Annotated in this window: 14 protein-coding genes; 4 read left to right on the top strand and 10 right to left on the bottom strand. The window is 68.1% G+C overall.

Going from position 1 to position 14,826, the window contains the following annotated elements; all coding sequences use genetic code 11:
- Nucleotide 1: 1 nt before the first annotated feature.
- Nucleotides 2–1,018, bottom strand: coding sequence for an alpha-ketoacid dehydrogenase subunit beta (locus E3D03_RS10020; RefSeq protein WP_263566838.1), 1,017 nt, complete (start codon nucleotides 1,016–1,018; stop codon nucleotides 2–4).
- 1 nt (nucleotide 1,019) lies between these two features.
- Nucleotides 1,020–2,264 carry a 3-methyl-2-oxobutanoate dehydrogenase (2-methylpropanoyl-transferring) subunit alpha gene (locus E3D03_RS10015; RefSeq protein WP_263566837.1) on the bottom strand — a complete coding sequence of 415 codons (1,245 nt, stop codon included), beginning with the start codon at nucleotides 2,262–2,264 and terminating at the stop codon, nucleotides 1,020–1,022.
- Nucleotides 2,265–2,426: 162 nt separating this feature from the next.
- Here E3D03_RS10015 and E3D03_RS10010 point away from each other — a divergent pair, with 162 nt between their 5' ends.
- The 3 genes from E3D03_RS10010 (at nucleotide 2,427) to E3D03_RS10000 (ending at nucleotide 5,813) form a co-directional block, all read left to right on the top strand.
- Nucleotides 2,427–2,909: an Lrp/AsnC family transcriptional regulator gene (locus E3D03_RS10010; RefSeq protein WP_062563837.1), complete on the top strand. Its 483-nt coding sequence runs from the start codon at nucleotides 2,427–2,429 to the stop codon at nucleotides 2,907–2,909.
- 74 nt (nucleotides 2,910–2,983) lie between these two features.
- Complete coding sequence (locus E3D03_RS10005; protein WP_062563838.1) at nucleotides 2,984–4,450, top strand: APC family permease; 1,467 nt, start codon at nucleotides 2,984–2,986, stop codon at nucleotides 4,448–4,450.
- Nucleotides 4,451–4,490: 40 nt separating this feature from the next.
- Nucleotides 4,491–5,813 carry a uracil-xanthine permease family protein gene (locus E3D03_RS10000; protein WP_263566836.1) on the top strand — a complete coding sequence of 441 codons (1,323 nt, stop codon included), beginning with the start codon at nucleotides 4,491–4,493 and terminating at the stop codon, nucleotides 5,811–5,813.
- 139 nt (nucleotides 5,814–5,952) lie between these two features.
- Here E3D03_RS10000 and E3D03_RS09995 read toward each other — a convergent pair whose 3' ends face one another.
- From E3D03_RS09995 to E3D03_RS09970, 6 genes are read right to left on the bottom strand one after another with little or no spacing between them, the layout of a single operon-like run.
- The gene (locus E3D03_RS09995; RefSeq protein WP_263566835.1) at nucleotides 5,953–7,551 is read right to left on the bottom strand and encodes a GMC family oxidoreductase; all 1,599 of its coding nucleotides are present in this window, start codon (nucleotides 7,549–7,551) and stop codon (nucleotides 5,953–5,955) included.
- A gap of 37 nt (nucleotides 7,552–7,588) precedes the next feature.
- A complete protein-coding gene (locus E3D03_RS09990) occupies nucleotides 7,589–8,581 on the bottom strand; it encodes a branched-chain amino acid ABC transporter permease (RefSeq protein ID WP_263566834.1) in 993 nt (330 codons plus the stop codon).
- A gap of 1 nt (nucleotide 8,582) precedes the next feature.
- Nucleotides 8,583–9,470: a branched-chain amino acid ABC transporter permease gene (locus E3D03_RS09985; RefSeq protein WP_062563841.1), complete on the bottom strand. Its 888-nt coding sequence runs from the start codon at nucleotides 9,468–9,470 to the stop codon at nucleotides 8,583–8,585.
- Between the two features lies 1 nt (nucleotide 9,471).
- A complete protein-coding gene (locus E3D03_RS09980; protein ID WP_263566833.1) occupies nucleotides 9,472–10,173 on the bottom strand; it encodes an ABC transporter ATP-binding protein in 702 nt (233 codons plus the stop codon).
- Nucleotides 10,170–10,943, bottom strand: coding sequence for an ABC transporter ATP-binding protein (locus tag E3D03_RS09975; protein ID WP_263566832.1), 774 nt, complete (start codon nucleotides 10,941–10,943; stop codon nucleotides 10,170–10,172). The genes E3D03_RS09980 and E3D03_RS09975 overlap by 4 nt, the downstream gene beginning before the upstream one ends.
- Complete coding sequence (locus E3D03_RS09970; RefSeq protein ID WP_263566831.1) at nucleotides 10,943–12,142, bottom strand: ABC transporter substrate-binding protein; 1,200 nt, start codon at nucleotides 12,140–12,142, stop codon at nucleotides 10,943–10,945. The genes E3D03_RS09975 and E3D03_RS09970 overlap by 1 nt, the downstream gene beginning before the upstream one ends.
- Before the next feature lie 180 nt (nucleotides 12,143–12,322).
- On the opposite strand from E3D03_RS09970, the gene E3D03_RS09965 reads away from it, so the two are divergent.
- Nucleotides 12,323–13,228 (top strand): LysR family transcriptional regulator, encoded by a 906-nt coding sequence (locus tag E3D03_RS09965; protein ID WP_263566830.1) that lies wholly within the window; start codon nucleotides 12,323–12,325, stop codon nucleotides 13,226–13,228.
- A 22-nt stretch (nucleotides 13,229–13,250) separates the two neighbouring features.
- On the opposite strand, the gene E3D03_RS09960 is transcribed toward E3D03_RS09965, so the two are convergent.
- Both E3D03_RS09960 and E3D03_RS09955 read right to left on the bottom strand, forming a co-directional pair.
- Nucleotides 13,251–14,318 (bottom strand): FUSC family protein, encoded by a 1,068-nt coding sequence (locus E3D03_RS09960; RefSeq protein ID WP_263566829.1) that lies wholly within the window; start codon nucleotides 14,316–14,318, stop codon nucleotides 13,251–13,253.
- A complete protein-coding gene (locus tag E3D03_RS09955) occupies nucleotides 14,315–14,767 on the bottom strand; it encodes a MarR family winged helix-turn-helix transcriptional regulator (protein ID WP_263566828.1) in 453 nt (150 codons plus the stop codon). The genes E3D03_RS09960 and E3D03_RS09955 overlap by 4 nt, the downstream gene beginning before the upstream one ends.
- Nucleotides 14,768–14,826: the final 59 nt, after the last annotated feature.

Below are 14,826 nucleotides of genomic sequence, written 5' to 3'. Positions count from 1 at the left end.
GTCAGGCCACCTCGACCAGTTGACGCAGCGCCTCGGCCACCCGTGCGGGGCCGGGGAAATAGCTCCATTCATGCGTATGCGGATAGGGCGTGTCCCAGCCCGCCACCCGCCGGATCGGCGCCTCGAGATGCCAGAAGCATTCCGCCTGCACCAGCGCCGCCAGCTCGGCGCCAAAGCCCGAGGTCAGCGTCGCCTCGTGCAGCACCAGGCAGCGGCCGGTCTTGTTGACCGAGGCCGTGATGGTTTCCATGTCCAGCGGCAGCAGGGTGCGCAGGTCGATCACCTCGGCATCGACGCCCGACTCGGCCGCTGCCGCCAGCGCGACATGGACCATGGTGCCATAGGTCAGGATCGTCGCGGCCTGGCCCGGACGGCGCACGACGGCCTTGCCCAGCGGCACGGTATAATGCCCCTCGGGCACCTCGCCCAGCTCGTGCGTCTTCCAGGCGGTGACCGGGCGGTCGTGATGGCCGTCGAAGGGGCCGTTATAGAGCCGCTTCGGCTCGAGGAAGATCACCGGGTCCGGGTCCTCGATGGCCGACATCAGCAGCCCCTTGGCGTCCTGCGGGTTCGAGGGCACCACGGTCTTGAGCCCCGTGACATGGGTGAACAGCGCCTCGGGCGACTGGCTGTGGGTCTGGCCGCCGAAGATGCCGCCGCCGGTGGGCATGCGCACCACCATCGGGCAGGTGAACTGCCCGGCCGAGCGATAGCGCAGCCGCGCCGCCTCGGACACGATCTGGTCATAGGCCGGATAGACGTAGTCGGCGAACTGGATCTCGACCACCGGCTTCAGCCCATAGGCGGCCATGCCGATGCCGGCGCCGACGATGCCGGATTCGTTGATCGGCGTGTCGAAGCAGCGGGTCTTGCCGTATTTCGCCTGCAAGCCGGCGGTGCAGCGGAAGACGCCGCCGAAATAGCCCACGTCCTCGCCGAAGACGACCACGGTCGGGTCGGCGCCCATGGCCACGTCCAGCGCGTCGCGGATGGCCTCGATCATCGTCATGCGTGCCATGTCAGAACCCCGCCTCGTGACGTTGCTTCAGAAGATGCGGCGGCATTTCGGCATAGACGTCCTCGAACATGTCGGCCTTGCTGGGGTGCTGGCCCTGGTGCAGCGTGCCGATCGCCTCGGCCTGCTTCTGCTCGGTGCTGATGGTGGCCAGGATCTCGGCCTCGGCCTGGGCGTGGCGTTCCTCGGACCAGGCGCCAAGCGCGATCAGGTGGTTCTTCAACCGCAGGATCGGGTCGCCCAAGGGCCAGGCATTGCTTTCTTCGGCCGGGCGATAGGCAGAAGGATCGTCCGAGGTGGAATGCCCCCCGGCGCGATAGGTGACATATTCGATCATCGTCGGGCCGAGGTTGCGCCGGGCGCGCTCTGCCGCCCATTTCGCCACCGCCATCACCGCGAGATAGTCGTTGCCGTCCACCCGCAGCGAGGGGATGCCGAAGCCCAGGCCGCGCGCCGCGAAGGTGCCCGAGCCGCCGCGCGCGATGCCCTGGAAGGTCGAGATCGCCCACTGGTTGTTGACCACGTTCAGCACCACCGGCGCCTTGTAGGTCGAGGCGAAGACCAGCGCGGCGTGAAAGTCGCTTTCCGCCGTCGAGCCGTCGCCGATCCAGGCCGCCGAGATCTGGCGGTCGCCCGAGATCGCCGAGGCCATGGCCCAGCCCACCGCCTGGATATATTGCGTCGCCAGGTTGCCCGAGATGGTGAAGAAACCATGCTCGCGCGAGGAATAGCAGACCGGCAATTGCCGGCCGCGCATCGGGTCGTCGGCGTTGGAGAACACCTGGTTCATCATGGAACTCAGCGGATAGCCGGCCGCGATCAACAGGCCGGCCTGGCGATAGGTCGGGAAGTTCATGTCGCCCGGCGCAAGCGCACGCTGGAAGCCGCAGGAAATGGCTTCCTCGCCCAGGTGCTGCATGTAGAAGCTGGTCTTTTGCTGGCGTTGCGCGTTCAGCATGCGCGCGTCATAGATGCGCAGTGTCATCATGTGGCGCAGGCCGGCAAGCAGGTCCTCGGGCGTCAGGTCCAGCGCCTCGGCCCAGGGGCCGACGGCCTCGCCCTCGCGGTTCAGCACGCGGATGATGGTGAAGGCGAGGTCGCGGATCGATTCGGGATCGGCGTCCACGTCCGGGCGGCGCACGGTGCCAGCGCGCGGGATCGCGACATGCGAGAAATCGGGCTGGCCGCCGGGGCGCACCTCGGGCTCCGGCACGGTCAGGCTGAGCGGGGGCAGGCCGTCGTCGCTCATGGCCGGTCCTTTCCCGCGTGGGTTGCGCTGGTGGATTCTCTCTGCCGCATTTGCCCCTCCCTGGCCCATACAGGAACAGGATAGCCCGAGGATTCAAAAATTTCCTTTCCAATTTTTTCCCTATAGGCGATAGTTGAAAAGGAAATTCTGCGATTGGTGAAAATGACGGACGTTTCTGCCGAGCTTGACCTGGATGCCATCGACCGCCGAATCCTGCGCGAGCTCAGCCGCGACGGCCGGCTGTCGAACACCCAGCTGGCCGAGCGGGTCGGATTGTCGCCCAGCCCCTGCTGGCAGCGCACGCGGCGGCTGGAATCCGAGGGCTATATCAAGGGCTATGCCGCCATCCTGGACCGCGACCGGCTGCGCGTGCCCGAAACCGTGCTGGTCGAGGTGGTGCTGGACCGCCATGACGAGCACGTGCTGGAAAACTTCGGCCGCCAGATCGTCGAGCTGTCCGAGGTGATCGAGGTCTGGCTGGTCTCGGGCGAATACGACTATATCCTGAAGGTGGCGGTGAACGGCACGCGCGGCTACGAGGATTTCCTGCGCAAGCGGCTGTTCCGCATCCCCGGCATCCGCAACTCGCGGTCCTGTTTCGCGCTGCGCTGCCTGAAGGAAACCGGCATTCCCGTGCCCGAATAGCACGCGGCGCTTGCCCTGTGGCCGCAACCGGCCCACCCTGACCCCATAGTCAAAACATGTTCAGGGAGACGATAATGAGCGCAGGTGCGAGTTCCGCGGCAGCATCGCCGCACCAGACCGAATTGAAACGGGTCATGGGCCCGAAGCTGTTGTTGCTGTTCATCGTCGGCGACATCCTGGGCACCGGGGTCTATGCCTTGACCGGCACCGTCGCGGGCGAGGTGGGGGGCGCCGCCTGGGCGCCTTTCCTGGTGGCCTTCGCCGTCGCCACCATCACCGCCATGTCCTATATGGAGCTGGTGACGCGCTATCCCCAGGCCGCCGGCGCGGCGCTTTACACGCATCGCGCCTTCGGCATCCATTTCCTGACCTTCCTGGTGGCCTTCACCGTCATGTGCTCGGGGATCACCTCGGCCTCGACGGCCTCGAACGCCTTCGCGGGCTTTCTGAACGACGGCTTCGGCCTGGGCTTCCAGAAGGGCAGCGCGGGCATCCTGGTGTTGGCGCTGGGGTTCATGGCGCTGGTCGCGGCGATCAACTTCCGCGGCGTCGGCGAAAGCGTCAAGGCCAATGTGGTGCTGACCTGCGTCGAGCTGTCGGGCCTTTTGATGGTGATCTTCATCGGCTTTTACGCCATGGCGCAGGGCAGGGCGGATTTCACCGAGGTGATGATCTTCCAGTCCTCGGCCGAGAAGGGCTGGTTCCTGTCGCTGACCGCGGCGACGGCGCTGGCGTTCTTCGCCATGGTCGGCTTCGAGGATTCGGTGAACATGGCCGAAGAGGTCAAGGACCCGGTGCGGATCTTTCCGCGCATCATGCTGACCGGGCTTGCCATCACCGGGGTGATCTATGTGCTGGTGGCGATCTGCGCCGTGGCGCTGGTGCCGGTCGGCAACCTGTCGGACCCGGACAAGGGCTCGGCCCTGACCCAGGTGGTGCGGGCGGGGGCGCCGAATTTCCCCTTTGACAAGATCTTTCCCTTCATCGGCATGTTCGCGGTGGCGAACTCGGCGCTGATCAACATGCTGATGGCGAGCCGGCTGCTTTACGGGCTGGCGCGGCAGGGCGTGCTGCCGCATGCGCTGGGGCTGGTGCACCGCCAACGCCGGACGCCCTGGGTCGCGATCATCTTCACCACGGCCCTGGCCTTCGGGCTGATCTGGTTCGTGGTCACGCGCTCGGACCTGCCGGCGGTCAGCCTTCTGGGCGGGACCACGGCGCTGCTGCTGCTCTGCGTCTTTACCGTGGTCAATATCGCGCTGCTGGTCCTGCGGCGGCAGCAGGTCGGGCACGCGCATTTCCGTGCGCCGCGCGCCCTGCCCTGGATCGGCGCCGCGACCTGCGCCTTCCTGGCCGGGCCCTGGGCGCGCAGCGCGGCGCAGATGGACCAGTACAAGGTCGCGGGCTGGCTTCTGGGCATCGGCGTGGTGCTGTGGGCGGCGACCTATGTCTGGAACCGCAGCACGCGCCACCACGTCCCGGGCGACATGAGCCATATCGAGGACCTGGCCGAACATCACGGCGATTCCACCCGGAACTGAAGCGGCTGCGCGGCTCTGGCGTTTTCCGGCAAAGCCGCGCATGAGGGGGGCGACGCAACCCCTGACCCCGAGAGACGAGATGGGCTATTTCCCGCAATGGCGCCGCGCGACCGGCGCCACCGTCCTGCCGGACGAGAAACTGCCGCTGGCCGCGGCCCTGCCGATGAGCCTGCAGCACCTGCTGGCCATGTCCGGCTCGACCATCCTGGCGCCGCTGATCATGGGCTTCGACCCGAACGTGGCGGTGTTCTTTTCCGGCATCGGCACGCTTCTGTTCTTCGTCATCACCGGCGGGCGGGTGCCAAGCTATCTCGGCAGCTCCTTCGCCTTCATCGCCGTCATCATGGCGGCGACCGGTTTTGCCGGCGGCGGGCCGAACCCGAACGTGGCCACGGCGCTTGGCGGCATCATCGCCGCCGGCGCGCTCTATGCGCTGATCGGGCTCCTGGTCATGGCCATCGGCGCCGCTTGGGTCGAGAAGCTGATGCCGCCCGCCGTCACCGGCGCCATCGGCATGGCGATCGGGCTGAACCTGGCGCCGGTCGCGGTCAAGCAGCTGGCCGGCAGCTTCGCGCATCTGGGCATCGCGCTGGCGACGGTGCTGTGCATGGCGCTGGTCTCGGTCTATGGCGGACGGGCGCTTCGCCGGGTCGCGGTGCTGGTGGCGCTGGTCTTCGGCTATCTCATGGTGCTCATCTGCGGCAACGGGCTGGGGCTGGTGCCGGGCATCGACTTCGCCGCCGTGGCCGCCGCGTCCTGGTTCGGCGTGCCGCATTTCACCGCGCCGCGCTTCGACTGGGGCGCCGTCGGGCTGATCGCCCCGGTCGCCGTGGTGCTGGTGGCCGAGAACCTTGGCCATATCAAGGCCTTGGGCTCGATTACCGGGCAGAACATGGACCGCTATATCGGCCGGGGCTTCCTGGGCGACGGGCTGGCCACCATGCTGGCGGGCATGGGCGGCGGCACCGGCGTCACCACCTATGCCGAGAATATCGGCGTCATGGCGATGACACGGGTCTATTCGACGCTGATCTTTCCGCTGGCGGCGGTGATCGCCATCCTGCTGGGCCTGTCGCCCAAGTTCGGCGCCATCCTGCAGACCATCCCGGCGCCGGTCCTGGCGGGGCTTGCCGTGTCGGTCTTTGGCCTGATCGCCTCGGCCATGGCGCGGATCTGGGTCGACAACCGGGTGGATTTCTCGGACCCGAGGAACCTCTTCACCGTCGGCGTGGCGCTGATCTTCGGCGGCGGCGACTTCACCGTGAATTTCGGCGGTTTCGCGCTTGGCGGCATCGGCACCTCGACCGCCGCGGCGCTGCTGCTCTATCAGCTGCTGGGCTTGCGGCGCCATCCGGCCGAGTGACCGGCCCTTCACTGTTTCGGAAATACTCCGGGGGCCGCTTTCCGGGCCCCGTCGAGGGGCCCGGAAAGCGCGAGGGGGGCAGCGCCCCCCTCGGGGCCCAACGGCGCGGCGGCGTCCCGGCGATCGCGCGCGTCCCGGCTCAGCCCCGCGCGTCCTCGCGCATCATCCGCGCGGCCTTTTCGGCGATCATCATCACCGGCGCATTGGTGTTGCCGCTGGTGATGGTCGGCATGATCGAGGCATCCGCCACCCGCAGCCGCCCCAATGCCCGGAAGCGCAGCCGCGCATCGACCGGCGCCGCATCGTCGGCGCCCATGCGGCAGGTGCCGACCGGGTGGAAGATCGTGGTGCCGATGGCGCCGGCGGCCTTGACCAGGTCCTCCTCGGTCTGGAAGGCGCTGCCGGGCAGGTATTCCTCGGGGTTGAAGCGATTGAAGGCCGGTTGCGCGGCGATCTTGCGGGTCAGCCGGATCGCGCGGGCCGCGACCTCGCGGTCGGCGGGCGTCGACAGGTAATTCGGCCGGATCGCCGGATGGGCGCGGAAATCCGGGCCGGTGACATGGACCGAGCCGCGGCTTTCCGGCCGCAGGTTGCAGACGCTGGCGGTCATGGCCGGGAAGGGGTGCACCGGGTCGCCGAACTTGTCCAGGCTGACCGGCTGGACGTGGTATTCCAGATCCGCCGTCGCCTTGTCCGGCCCCGAGCGGGTGAAGATGCCCAGCTGGCTGGGCGCCATCGACATCGGCCCCGAGCGTTTCAGCGCGTATTCCAGCCCGATCGCCGCCTTGCCCATCAGGCGCGAGGCCTTTTCGTTCAGCGTCGGCACGCCCGAGACCTTGTAGACCATGCGCAGTTGCAGGTGGTCCTGCAGGTTCTCGCCCAGGGCGTCGACCTCGGCCAGGGGCGTGATGCCGGCGGCTTGCAGCACGTCGCCGCGCCCGACCCCGGAATGTTCGAGGATCTGCACCGAGCCGATGGCACCGGCCGCCAGCACGGTTTCGCGCGTGGCCCGCGCCTCGATGCGCTGGCCCTGGTGGTGGTAGAGCACGCCCTGGACCTCGCCCGCCTCGATCACCAGCCGCTCGACCTCGGCGCCGGTCAGGATGCGCAGGTTCGGGCGATGGGCGACCGGGCGCAGGAAGGCCTTGGCGGCGCTCCAGCGCCAGCCGCGGCGCTGGGTGACGTCGAAATAGCCGCCGCCCTCGTTGTCGCCGCGGTTGAAATCGGGCGTGCGCGGGATGCCGGCCTGCTCCGCCGCAGCCATGAAGGCATCCAGCACGGCCCAGCGGACGCGGGCGGTTTCCACCCGCAGCTCGCCGCCGGCGCCATGCATGTCGTCGGCGCCGCGATAGAAATCCTCTTGCGCGCGGAACAGCGGCAGCACGTCGTCCCAGCCCCAGCCGGTGCAGCCCAGCTGCCGCCAATGGTCGTAATCCGCCGCCTGGCCGCGCATGTAGATCATGCCGTTGATCGAGGAACAGCCGCCCAGCACCCGGCCGCGCGGATACATCAGCGCGCGGCCGTTCAGCCCGGGTTCCTCGGCGGTGCGAAAGCCCCAGTCGGTGCGCGGGTTGCCGATGCAATAGAGATAGCCGACCGGGATATGGATCCAGTGGTAGTTGTCGCGGCCCCCGGCCTCGAGCAGCAGCACCCGGGCGCCGGGGTCGGCGCTGAGGCGATTGGCCAGCACGCATCCGGCGCTGCCCGCGCCGATGACGATATAGTCGTAGCTTTCCATGTCAGGCTCCTTGTGCGGCCCCCTCGGGGCCGCTGGATCAGGACTGCGCGCGGAACCCCAGTTTCCGGCCGATTTTCGTTGCGAAGAACTCGCCCACCAGGCCGCGGCGGAACAGCAGCACGCAGATCATGAAGACGACGCCGGTGATGATGGTGACCGGGAAGTCGGAGGTGGCGAGGTAGTTCTGCAGGCTGACCACCAGGCCGGCGCCGACGATGGGGCCGAAGAGCGTGCCGATGCCGCCCAGAAGCGTCATCAGGATGACCTCGCCCGACATCTGCCAGGCCACGTCGGTCAGGGTGGCGAACTGGAAGACCAGCGCCTTGACGCCGCCGGCAAGCCCGGCCAGCGCCGCCGACATCACGAAGGCGCCCAGCTTGTAGCGCGCCACCGAATAGCCCAGCGAGATCGCGCGCTGCTCGTTTTCCCGGATCGACTTCAGGATCATGCCGAAGGGAGAGTTCACGAAGCGCCAGATCACCAGCAGCCCGATCACGAAGACCGCCAGCACGAAGTAATACATGTTCATGGTCTGGCTCAGGTCGATCACCCCGAACAGATGCCCGCGCGGCACGGACTGGATGCCGTCCTCGCCATGGGTGAAGCGGGCCTGCAGGCAGAAGAAGAAGAACATCTGCGCCAGCGCCAGCGTGATCATGGCGAAATAGATGCCCTGGCGGCGGATGGCGATGGCGCCCATCACCAGGCCCAGAAGCGCGGCGCCGGCGACGCCCAGAGCCACGCCGGCCTCGGGCGGCCAGCCCCATTCCTTCACCGCATGGGCGGTGAAATAGGCCGCCCCGCCGAAAAAGGCGGCATGGCCGAAGCTCAGCAGCCCAGTATAGCCCAAGAGCAGGTTGAAGGCCGAGGCAAACAGCGCAAAGCACAGGAGCTTCATCAGGAAGATCGGATAAAGCACATGCGGCACGATCAGCAGCGCGACCAGCGCAAGGGCGACCAGCGCCAGCTGGATGCGGCCGGCCTGCGGATGGGCGGCGACGGTCTCGGTCGGGACGGGATTGCCGGCCATGTCAGGCCTCCTTTCCGAAAAGGCCCGCGGGCCGCAGGATCAGGACGATCGCCATGATGACGAAGATCACGATGTTCGAGGCCTCGGGATAGAAGACTTTGGTCAGCCCCTCGACCACGCCCAGCAGATAGCCGGTGACGATGGCGCCGAGGATCGAGCCCATGCCGCCGACCACCACCACGGCGAAGACGATGATGATCAGGTTCGTGCCCATCAGGGGCGAGACCTGATAGACCGGCGCCGCCAGCACGCCCGCGAAACCGGCAAGGCCGGCGCCAAGCGCATAGGTCAGCGTCAAGAGCAGGGGCACGTTGACGCCGAAGGCCTGCACCAGCGTCGGGTTCTCGGTCGCGGCGCGCAGATAGGCACCGAGCTTGGTCTTCTCGATCAGGAGCCAGACCGCGATGCAGACCGCGAGCGAGGCGATGACCACCCAGCCGCGATAGATCGGCAGGAACATGAAGCCCAGGTTCACCGCCCCGGTCAGCTGCGACGGCGCGGCATAGGGCTTGCCCGAGGCGCCGAAGAAATAGCGGAAGGTGCCCTCGATCGCCAGCGCCAGGCCGAAGGTGAACAAGAGGCCATAGAGGTGGTCGAGCTTGTAGAGCCGCGACAGCATGGTCTTTTCCACCAGCGCCGCGAGCAGCCCGACGATCAGCGGCGCCAGGATCAGCGCCAGCCAGTAGTTGATGCCGCCCCAGTTCAGAAGCAGCAGCGCCGCGAAGGCGCCCAGCATGTATTGCGCGCCATGCGCGAAGTTGATGACGCGCAGCAGGCCGAAGATGATGGCGAGGCCCAGGGACAAGAGCGCGTAGAACGAGCCGTTGATGAGCCCGACCAGCAATTGCCCCATCAGGGCCTGGAGCGGCACGCCGAAGATCATGGTCATGTCACACCCCCAGTTCGCGATGCAGCAGGTCCATCTGCTGCGGCAGATCGGCCACGGGGAATTCCGCCGTCATGCGGCCGTGGTCCATCAGATAGAAGCGGTCGGCGACCTTGGCGGCGAAGCGGAAGTTCTGCTCGACCAGCACCACGGTCATGCCGCGGGCCTTGAGCTTGACCAGCACCTCGCCGATGGCCTGGATGATGACCGGGGCCAGACCCTCGGTCGGCTCGTCCAGCAGAAGGCAGCGCGCCCCGGTGCGCAGGATGCGGGCCAGCGCCAGCATCTGCTGCTCGCCGCCCGAGAGCTTGGTGCCGGGGCTCGAGCGGCGTTCCTTCAGGTTCGGGAACAGCGCATAGATCTCCTCGACCGACATGCCGCCCTCGGCGACCTTGGGCGGCAGCATCAGGTTCTCCTCGACCGAGAGGCTGGCGAAGATGCCCCGCTCCTCGGGGATGAAGCCCAGCCCGGCGCGGGCGGTCCTGTGCAGGGGCACGCCCATCATGTCCTGGCCGGCGAATTCGATCCGGCCGGTGCGCTTGCGCAGGATGCCCATGATCGTGCGCAGGGTGGTGGTCTTGCCCATGCCGTTGCGGCCCAGGATGCAGATCATCTCGCCCTGGTTCACATGCATGGTGACGCCATGCAGGACGTGGCTTTCGCCATACCAGGCCTGCAGGTTCTCGACGGACAGAAGCGCGCTCATGCCTCGGACCCCATATAGGCGGTGCGCACGCGCGGATCGGCCGAGACGGTGGCATAGTCGCCCCGCGCGATGATCTCGCCGCGTTGCAGCACGGTGACGTGGTCGCAGATGTCGGCGACGACATTGAGGTTGTGTTCCACCATCAGCACGGCGCGCGAGCGGGCGACGTCGCGGATGATCTCGGCCACCATGCGCACGTCCTCCTGGCCCATGCCGGCCATCGGCTCGTCCAGAAGCAGCACCTCGGGGTCCAGGGCCAGCGTGGTGGCGATCTCCAGGACGCGCTTCCTGCCATAGGACAGGTCGGCGGCGCGGTGGTCGCGATAGGGCGCCAGGCCCAGCTGCTCGATCAGCGCATCGGCGCGGGCGTCCAGCCGGTCGAGCGACGAGAGCGGCAGCCAGAACTGCGTGGCGAGGCCGGCCGGGCGCTGCAGCGCCACCTTGACGTTCTCGCGCACGGTCAGGTGCGGGAAGACGGCCGAGATCTGGAAGCTGCGCACCAGCCCCAGCCGCGCCACCTTGTCGGGCGGCGTGCGCGTGATGTCCTGGCCCAGCAGCGTGATCCGGCCCCGCGTCGGTTGCAGGAACTTGGTTAGCAGGTTGAAGACCGTGGTCTTGCCGGCGCCGTTCGGCCCGATCAGGGCGTGGATGCGCGCATGCTCCACGTCCAGATCCACGTTGTTCACCGCCGTGAAACCCGCGAAATCCCGGCCCAGGCCGCGGGCGGAAAGGACCACCCGCGGCTCGGCCTGCGTTGCAGCAGACGCCATCACTGGACCAGCGGGCAGCCGCTCTTGGCCGGATCGAGGAAGGCCTGGTCGCCGGGGATGGTGGCCAGGACGGTGTAATAGTCCCAGTCCTCCTTGATGTCGGCCGGGGCCTTGACCTCCATCAGATAGGCGTCCTTGATCAGCCGGCCGTTGGCGCCGACCTTGCCGCCCTGGGCAAAGATGTCGTCGACCGGCATCTCGTGCAGCTTCTTGGCGACGGCCTCGGTCTCGTCGGTGCCGGCCTCCTGGATCGCCTTCAGGTATTGCGTCACCGCCGAATAGGTGCCGGCATGGACCATGTTCGGCATGACGCCGGTGCGTTCCTTGAAGCGCTTGCCGAACTCGGCCGATTGCGCGTCGCGGTTCCAGTAGAAGCTTTCGGTCAGGGTCAGGCCCTGCGCCGCCTCGGCGCCGAGGCCGTGCACCTCGGCGATCGAGAACAGCAGCGCCGCCAGCTTCTGCCCGCCCTGGGTGATGCCGAATTCGGCCGCCTGCTTGATGGCGTTCTGCGTGTCGAGACCGGCGTTCGCCAGGCCGATCACCTTGGCGCCCGAGGACTGCGCCTGCAGCAGGAAGGACGAGAAATCGGTCGTCGCCAGCGGGTGGCGCACGGCGCCGACCACGTTGCCGCCATGTTCCTTGACCACGTTCGAGGTCTGCTCTTCCAGCGAATAGCCGAAGGCATAGTCAGCGGTCAGGAAGAACCAGCTGTCGCCGCCCTCCTTGACCAGCGCGCCGCCGGTGCCGACGGCCAGCATATGCGTGTCATAGGCCCAGTGGAAGCCGTAGGGCGTGCAGGCCTTGCCGGTCAGTTCGGTCGTGGCGGCGCCGGTGTTGATGGTGATCTTCTTCTTTTCCTGCGACAGCGCCTGCACGGCCAGGCCGACCGAGGAGGTGGTCAGCTCCATGATGCTGTCCACCTGTTCGGTGTCATACCATTGCCGGGCGATGTTCGAGGCGATGTCGGGCTTGTTCTGGTGGTCGGCGCTGACGATCTCGACCGGCGCGTCCAGAACCTTGCCGCCGAAATCCTCGACCGCCATCTTCGCCGCCTCGACCGAGTTCTTGCCGCCGAAATCGGCATAGACCCCGGACTGGTCGTTCAGGATGCCGATCTTGACCTTGCCGTCGGAAACCTCGGCCAGCGCGGGTGTCGCGGCCAGGCCGGCGGCGGCGGTCGTCAGCAGAATCTTGCGCATTTTTTTCCTCCCTGGGTGGTCCTTGGCAACGGCGGGACCTGCCTGCCGTTGCGGCCTTTTTCGGGGGCGGCGCCCTGCTGTGCCCTCCCCGGCCGTGGTTGAACGATGCCGGGAAATCCGCTTTGACACAAGCGTTCAGACAGGTTTTATTTCTTACATATCCTGTGCATTCTTGAACAGATGACGACGCTCAGCTGGGACGACCTGCAATTCTTTCTCGCCGTGGTGCGCGAGCGGCAGCTGTCGCGCGCGGCGCGGGTGCTGGGCACCTCGCATGTCACGGTCTCGCGCCGCATCGATCGGCTGGAACAGGCGCTGGACACGAGGCTGTTCGAGCGCAACCCGCGCGGCTATGAGCCGACGCCGGCCAGCCTGCGCCTGATCGAGACCGCCGAGCGGATGGAGGAGGCGGCGCTGCAGCTGCCCTTGGACCGCGGCGCCGGCCCGGGCCAGCTGCGGCCCTTGCGGCTGGCCATGCCCGAGGGCTTTGCCAGCCTGTTCTCGACCCATCTGCTGCCGGCGTTCATCGCCCGCTTTCCCCAAGTCATGCCCGAGATGATCACCATGCCGCAGGTGCTGTCGCTGTCGCGGCGCGAGGCCGACATCTGGATCACCCTCGATCCGGTGACCAGCGGGCCCTATCGCTCGCAGCGGCTGGCGGATTACACGCTGCATCTTTACGCGACGGCGGATTACCTGCGCAGCCGCCCGGCCGTGACGGTGCCCGCCGACCTGGGCCGGCACCGCGTCATCGGCTATATCGAGGAGATGATCTTCGCCCCCGGCCTCGACTATCTGCGCGAGGTGCATCCCTCGCTGCGCGCGACGATCCGGGGGTCGAGCATCTTCAACCAGCTCGCGGCGGTGCGCGCCGGGCTGGGCGTGGGCGTGCTGCCCTATTACATGGCGGCGAAATACCCCGAGCTGCATATCGTGCTGCCGGAGGCGGTGCGGCTGACCCGCACCTATTGGCTGACCTGCCACCGCGACATGCGGATGATGCGCTGGGTCGAGGCGGTGATCGATTTCCTGGCCGGCGCGCTGCATGATCGCGGTCGAGAGCTGGAACGTCCCTTGGGTATTTGAGGAGCAAAGAAGCTCCTGCGGGTCATCCCTGGGCGAGGCGCCGGCGGTCGTCGAGCGTCGAGAACACCAGCGCCGCCAGCATGCCGAGGCTGACGCCCAGGAGCGTGTCCAGCACCCGCTCGGGCGCCATGGCGGCGGCGTCGGCCTGCGGCGCGGCCAGGTGGCTCATCAGCAGCGCCATGGGCGTGACCAGCGCCTGACCCAGCGCGTAATTGGTGCCGATCACCGTCTCGGTCAGGAATTGCAGCGCCACCAGCGCCGCAATCATTTCCCAGGGGCCGGGGGCCTGGTTCAGGATCGCCCAGGCGAGGGCCGCGCCGATGGCGGTGCCGGTCATGCGCTGCACGGCGCGCTGCATGTTGATGTGCAGGTGCGCACCCTGCATCACCGCCAATGCCCCCATCGCCGCCCAGGCCGGATGCGCGGCCCCCAGCGCGTGGCAGGCGAAGGCGGCGCCGCCGCAGCCGATGATGATGCGCAGCGCCGCGACCAGGCGTTCGGGCAGGGGGCGGCGCGGCTCGGCCGGGAAGGGGCGGTCCTCGGGCTCGGGCGGGCGCAGGTGCTCGGTCAGGACGCAGATCGCCCAGGCCAGCAGCGCGGCGGCGCCGGTGGCGGCGGCGCGGCCGGCGATCTCGGCCAGCCCGGCCTGATGCCCCATGGCGGCGCTGGCGGCAAAGACGAAGATCAGCGCCCCCGGCGCGCCGAAGCCGGCGCTGACCGTGACGAAGAAGAAGACGCCGCAGGACAGCGCCAGCAAGGCGAGCTGCACCGCGGCCGGGGCGCCGGCCCAGACCGTCAGCGACATGGCCGTCACGGCGGCGACCTGGCACAGACCGCAGGCCAGCACCACCGGCCCGCGCCGCGGCGCGAAGCGGCCAAAGAGCGCGACCAGTGCCCCCAGCGCGGCAAATCCGGTCAGCTCGGGCCAGGGCGAGAGCAGCGCCAGCGGCAGGGCGATGGCGACCGCCAGCCCGGCCTGGGCGCCGGCCAGCAGCGAATTGCGCAGGAAGGGCTGGCGGTTCAGCGCCATGCTGCCCAGCAGGTTTCGCCGGCCCAGCACATGGCGCGCGGCGTCGATGCGCCGGGTCATGGCCTGCCCTCGCCGTCCTGCATCTGCCGCTCGATCCGGTCGAAGCCGTCGAGCATCGCGGCCAGTTCGGCGTCGCCGAGCCCGGCCAGCAGCGGCGCTTCCGCCGCGGAAAGTTCGCGCAGGATCTCGGCCACGCACGCCTGGCCGGTCTCGGTCAGGTGGATCAGCCGGGCGCGGCCGTCGCTCGCGTCGGCGCGGCGCTCGACCAGGTTCTGCCGGCACAGGATGTCCAGCACGCGCACCAGGCTGGAGCCGTCGACGCCGACGCGCTGCGCCAGCGCCTTCTGGGTGATGCCGCCGCCGGTCTCGTGCAGATGCACCAGCGGCACCCAGGTCGCATCGGTCAGGCCGGCGGCGGCCAGGCGGCTGTCGATGGCGCGGCGCCAGCGCCGCGCGAGCAGGGAAAAGCGCATGCCGAAGCGGGCGCGGGGATCGGGAATCGGGGTCATGCGATAGATATAGCGCAGTTGGTTTGATTTGCAATGCAAATTAATTAGGCGGTGCCTTG

Source organism: Paracoccus sp. DMF, from assembly GCF_004407025.1.
Classification (GTDB): domain Bacteria; phylum Pseudomonadota; class Alphaproteobacteria; order Rhodobacterales; family Rhodobacteraceae; genus Paracoccus; species Paracoccus aminovorans_B.
The sequence above is the reverse complement of the archived record's forward strand: the minus strand, read 5'-3'. Positions and strand labels throughout refer to the sequence as shown.

Excerpts from the sequence above, each read along its gene's own strand:
- E3D03_RS10020 (WP_263566838.1), bottom strand. The coding sequence starts at position 1,018 with ATGGCACGCATGACGATGATCGAGGCCATCCGCGACGCGCTGGACGTG.
- E3D03_RS10015 (WP_263566837.1), bottom strand. The coding sequence starts at position 2,264 with ATGAGCGACGACGGCCTGCCCCCGCTCAGCCTGACCGTGCCGGAGCCC.
- E3D03_RS10010 (WP_062563837.1), top strand. The coding sequence starts at position 2,427 with ATGACGGACGTTTCTGCCGAGCTTGACCTGGATGCCATCGACCGCCGA.
- E3D03_RS10005 (WP_062563838.1), top strand. The coding sequence starts at position 2,984 with ATGAGCGCAGGTGCGAGTTCCGCGGCAGCATCGCCGCACCAGACCGAA.
- E3D03_RS10000 (WP_263566836.1), top strand. The coding sequence starts at position 4,491 with ATGAGGGGGGCGACGCAACCCCTGACCCCGAGAGACGAGATGGGCTAT.
- E3D03_RS09995 (WP_263566835.1), bottom strand. The coding sequence starts at position 7,551 with ATGGAAAGCTACGACTATATCGTCATCGGCGCGGGCAGCGCCGGATGC.
- E3D03_RS09990 (WP_263566834.1), bottom strand. The coding sequence starts at position 8,581 with ATGGCCGGCAATCCCGTCCCGACCGAGACCGTCGCCGCCCATCCGCAG.
- E3D03_RS09985 (WP_062563841.1), bottom strand. The coding sequence starts at position 9,470 with ATGACCATGATCTTCGGCGTGCCGCTCCAGGCCCTGATGGGGCAATTG.
- E3D03_RS09980 (WP_263566833.1), bottom strand. The coding sequence starts at position 10,173 with ATGAGCGCGCTTCTGTCCGTCGAGAACCTGCAGGCCTGGTATGGCGAA.
- E3D03_RS09975 (WP_263566832.1), bottom strand. The coding sequence starts at position 10,943 with ATGGCGTCTGCTGCAACGCAGGCCGAGCCGCGGGTGGTCCTTTCCGCC.
- E3D03_RS09970 (WP_263566831.1), bottom strand. The coding sequence starts at position 12,142 with ATGCGCAAGATTCTGCTGACGACCGCCGCCGCCGGCCTGGCCGCGACA.
- E3D03_RS09965 (WP_263566830.1), top strand. The coding sequence starts at position 12,323 with ATGACGACGCTCAGCTGGGACGACCTGCAATTCTTTCTCGCCGTGGTG.
- E3D03_RS09960 (WP_263566829.1), bottom strand. The coding sequence starts at position 14,318 with ATGACCCGGCGCATCGACGCCGCGCGCCATGTGCTGGGCCGGCGAAAC.
- E3D03_RS09955 (WP_263566828.1), bottom strand. The coding sequence starts at position 14,767 with ATGACCCCGATTCCCGATCCCCGCGCCCGCTTCGGCATGCGCTTTTCC.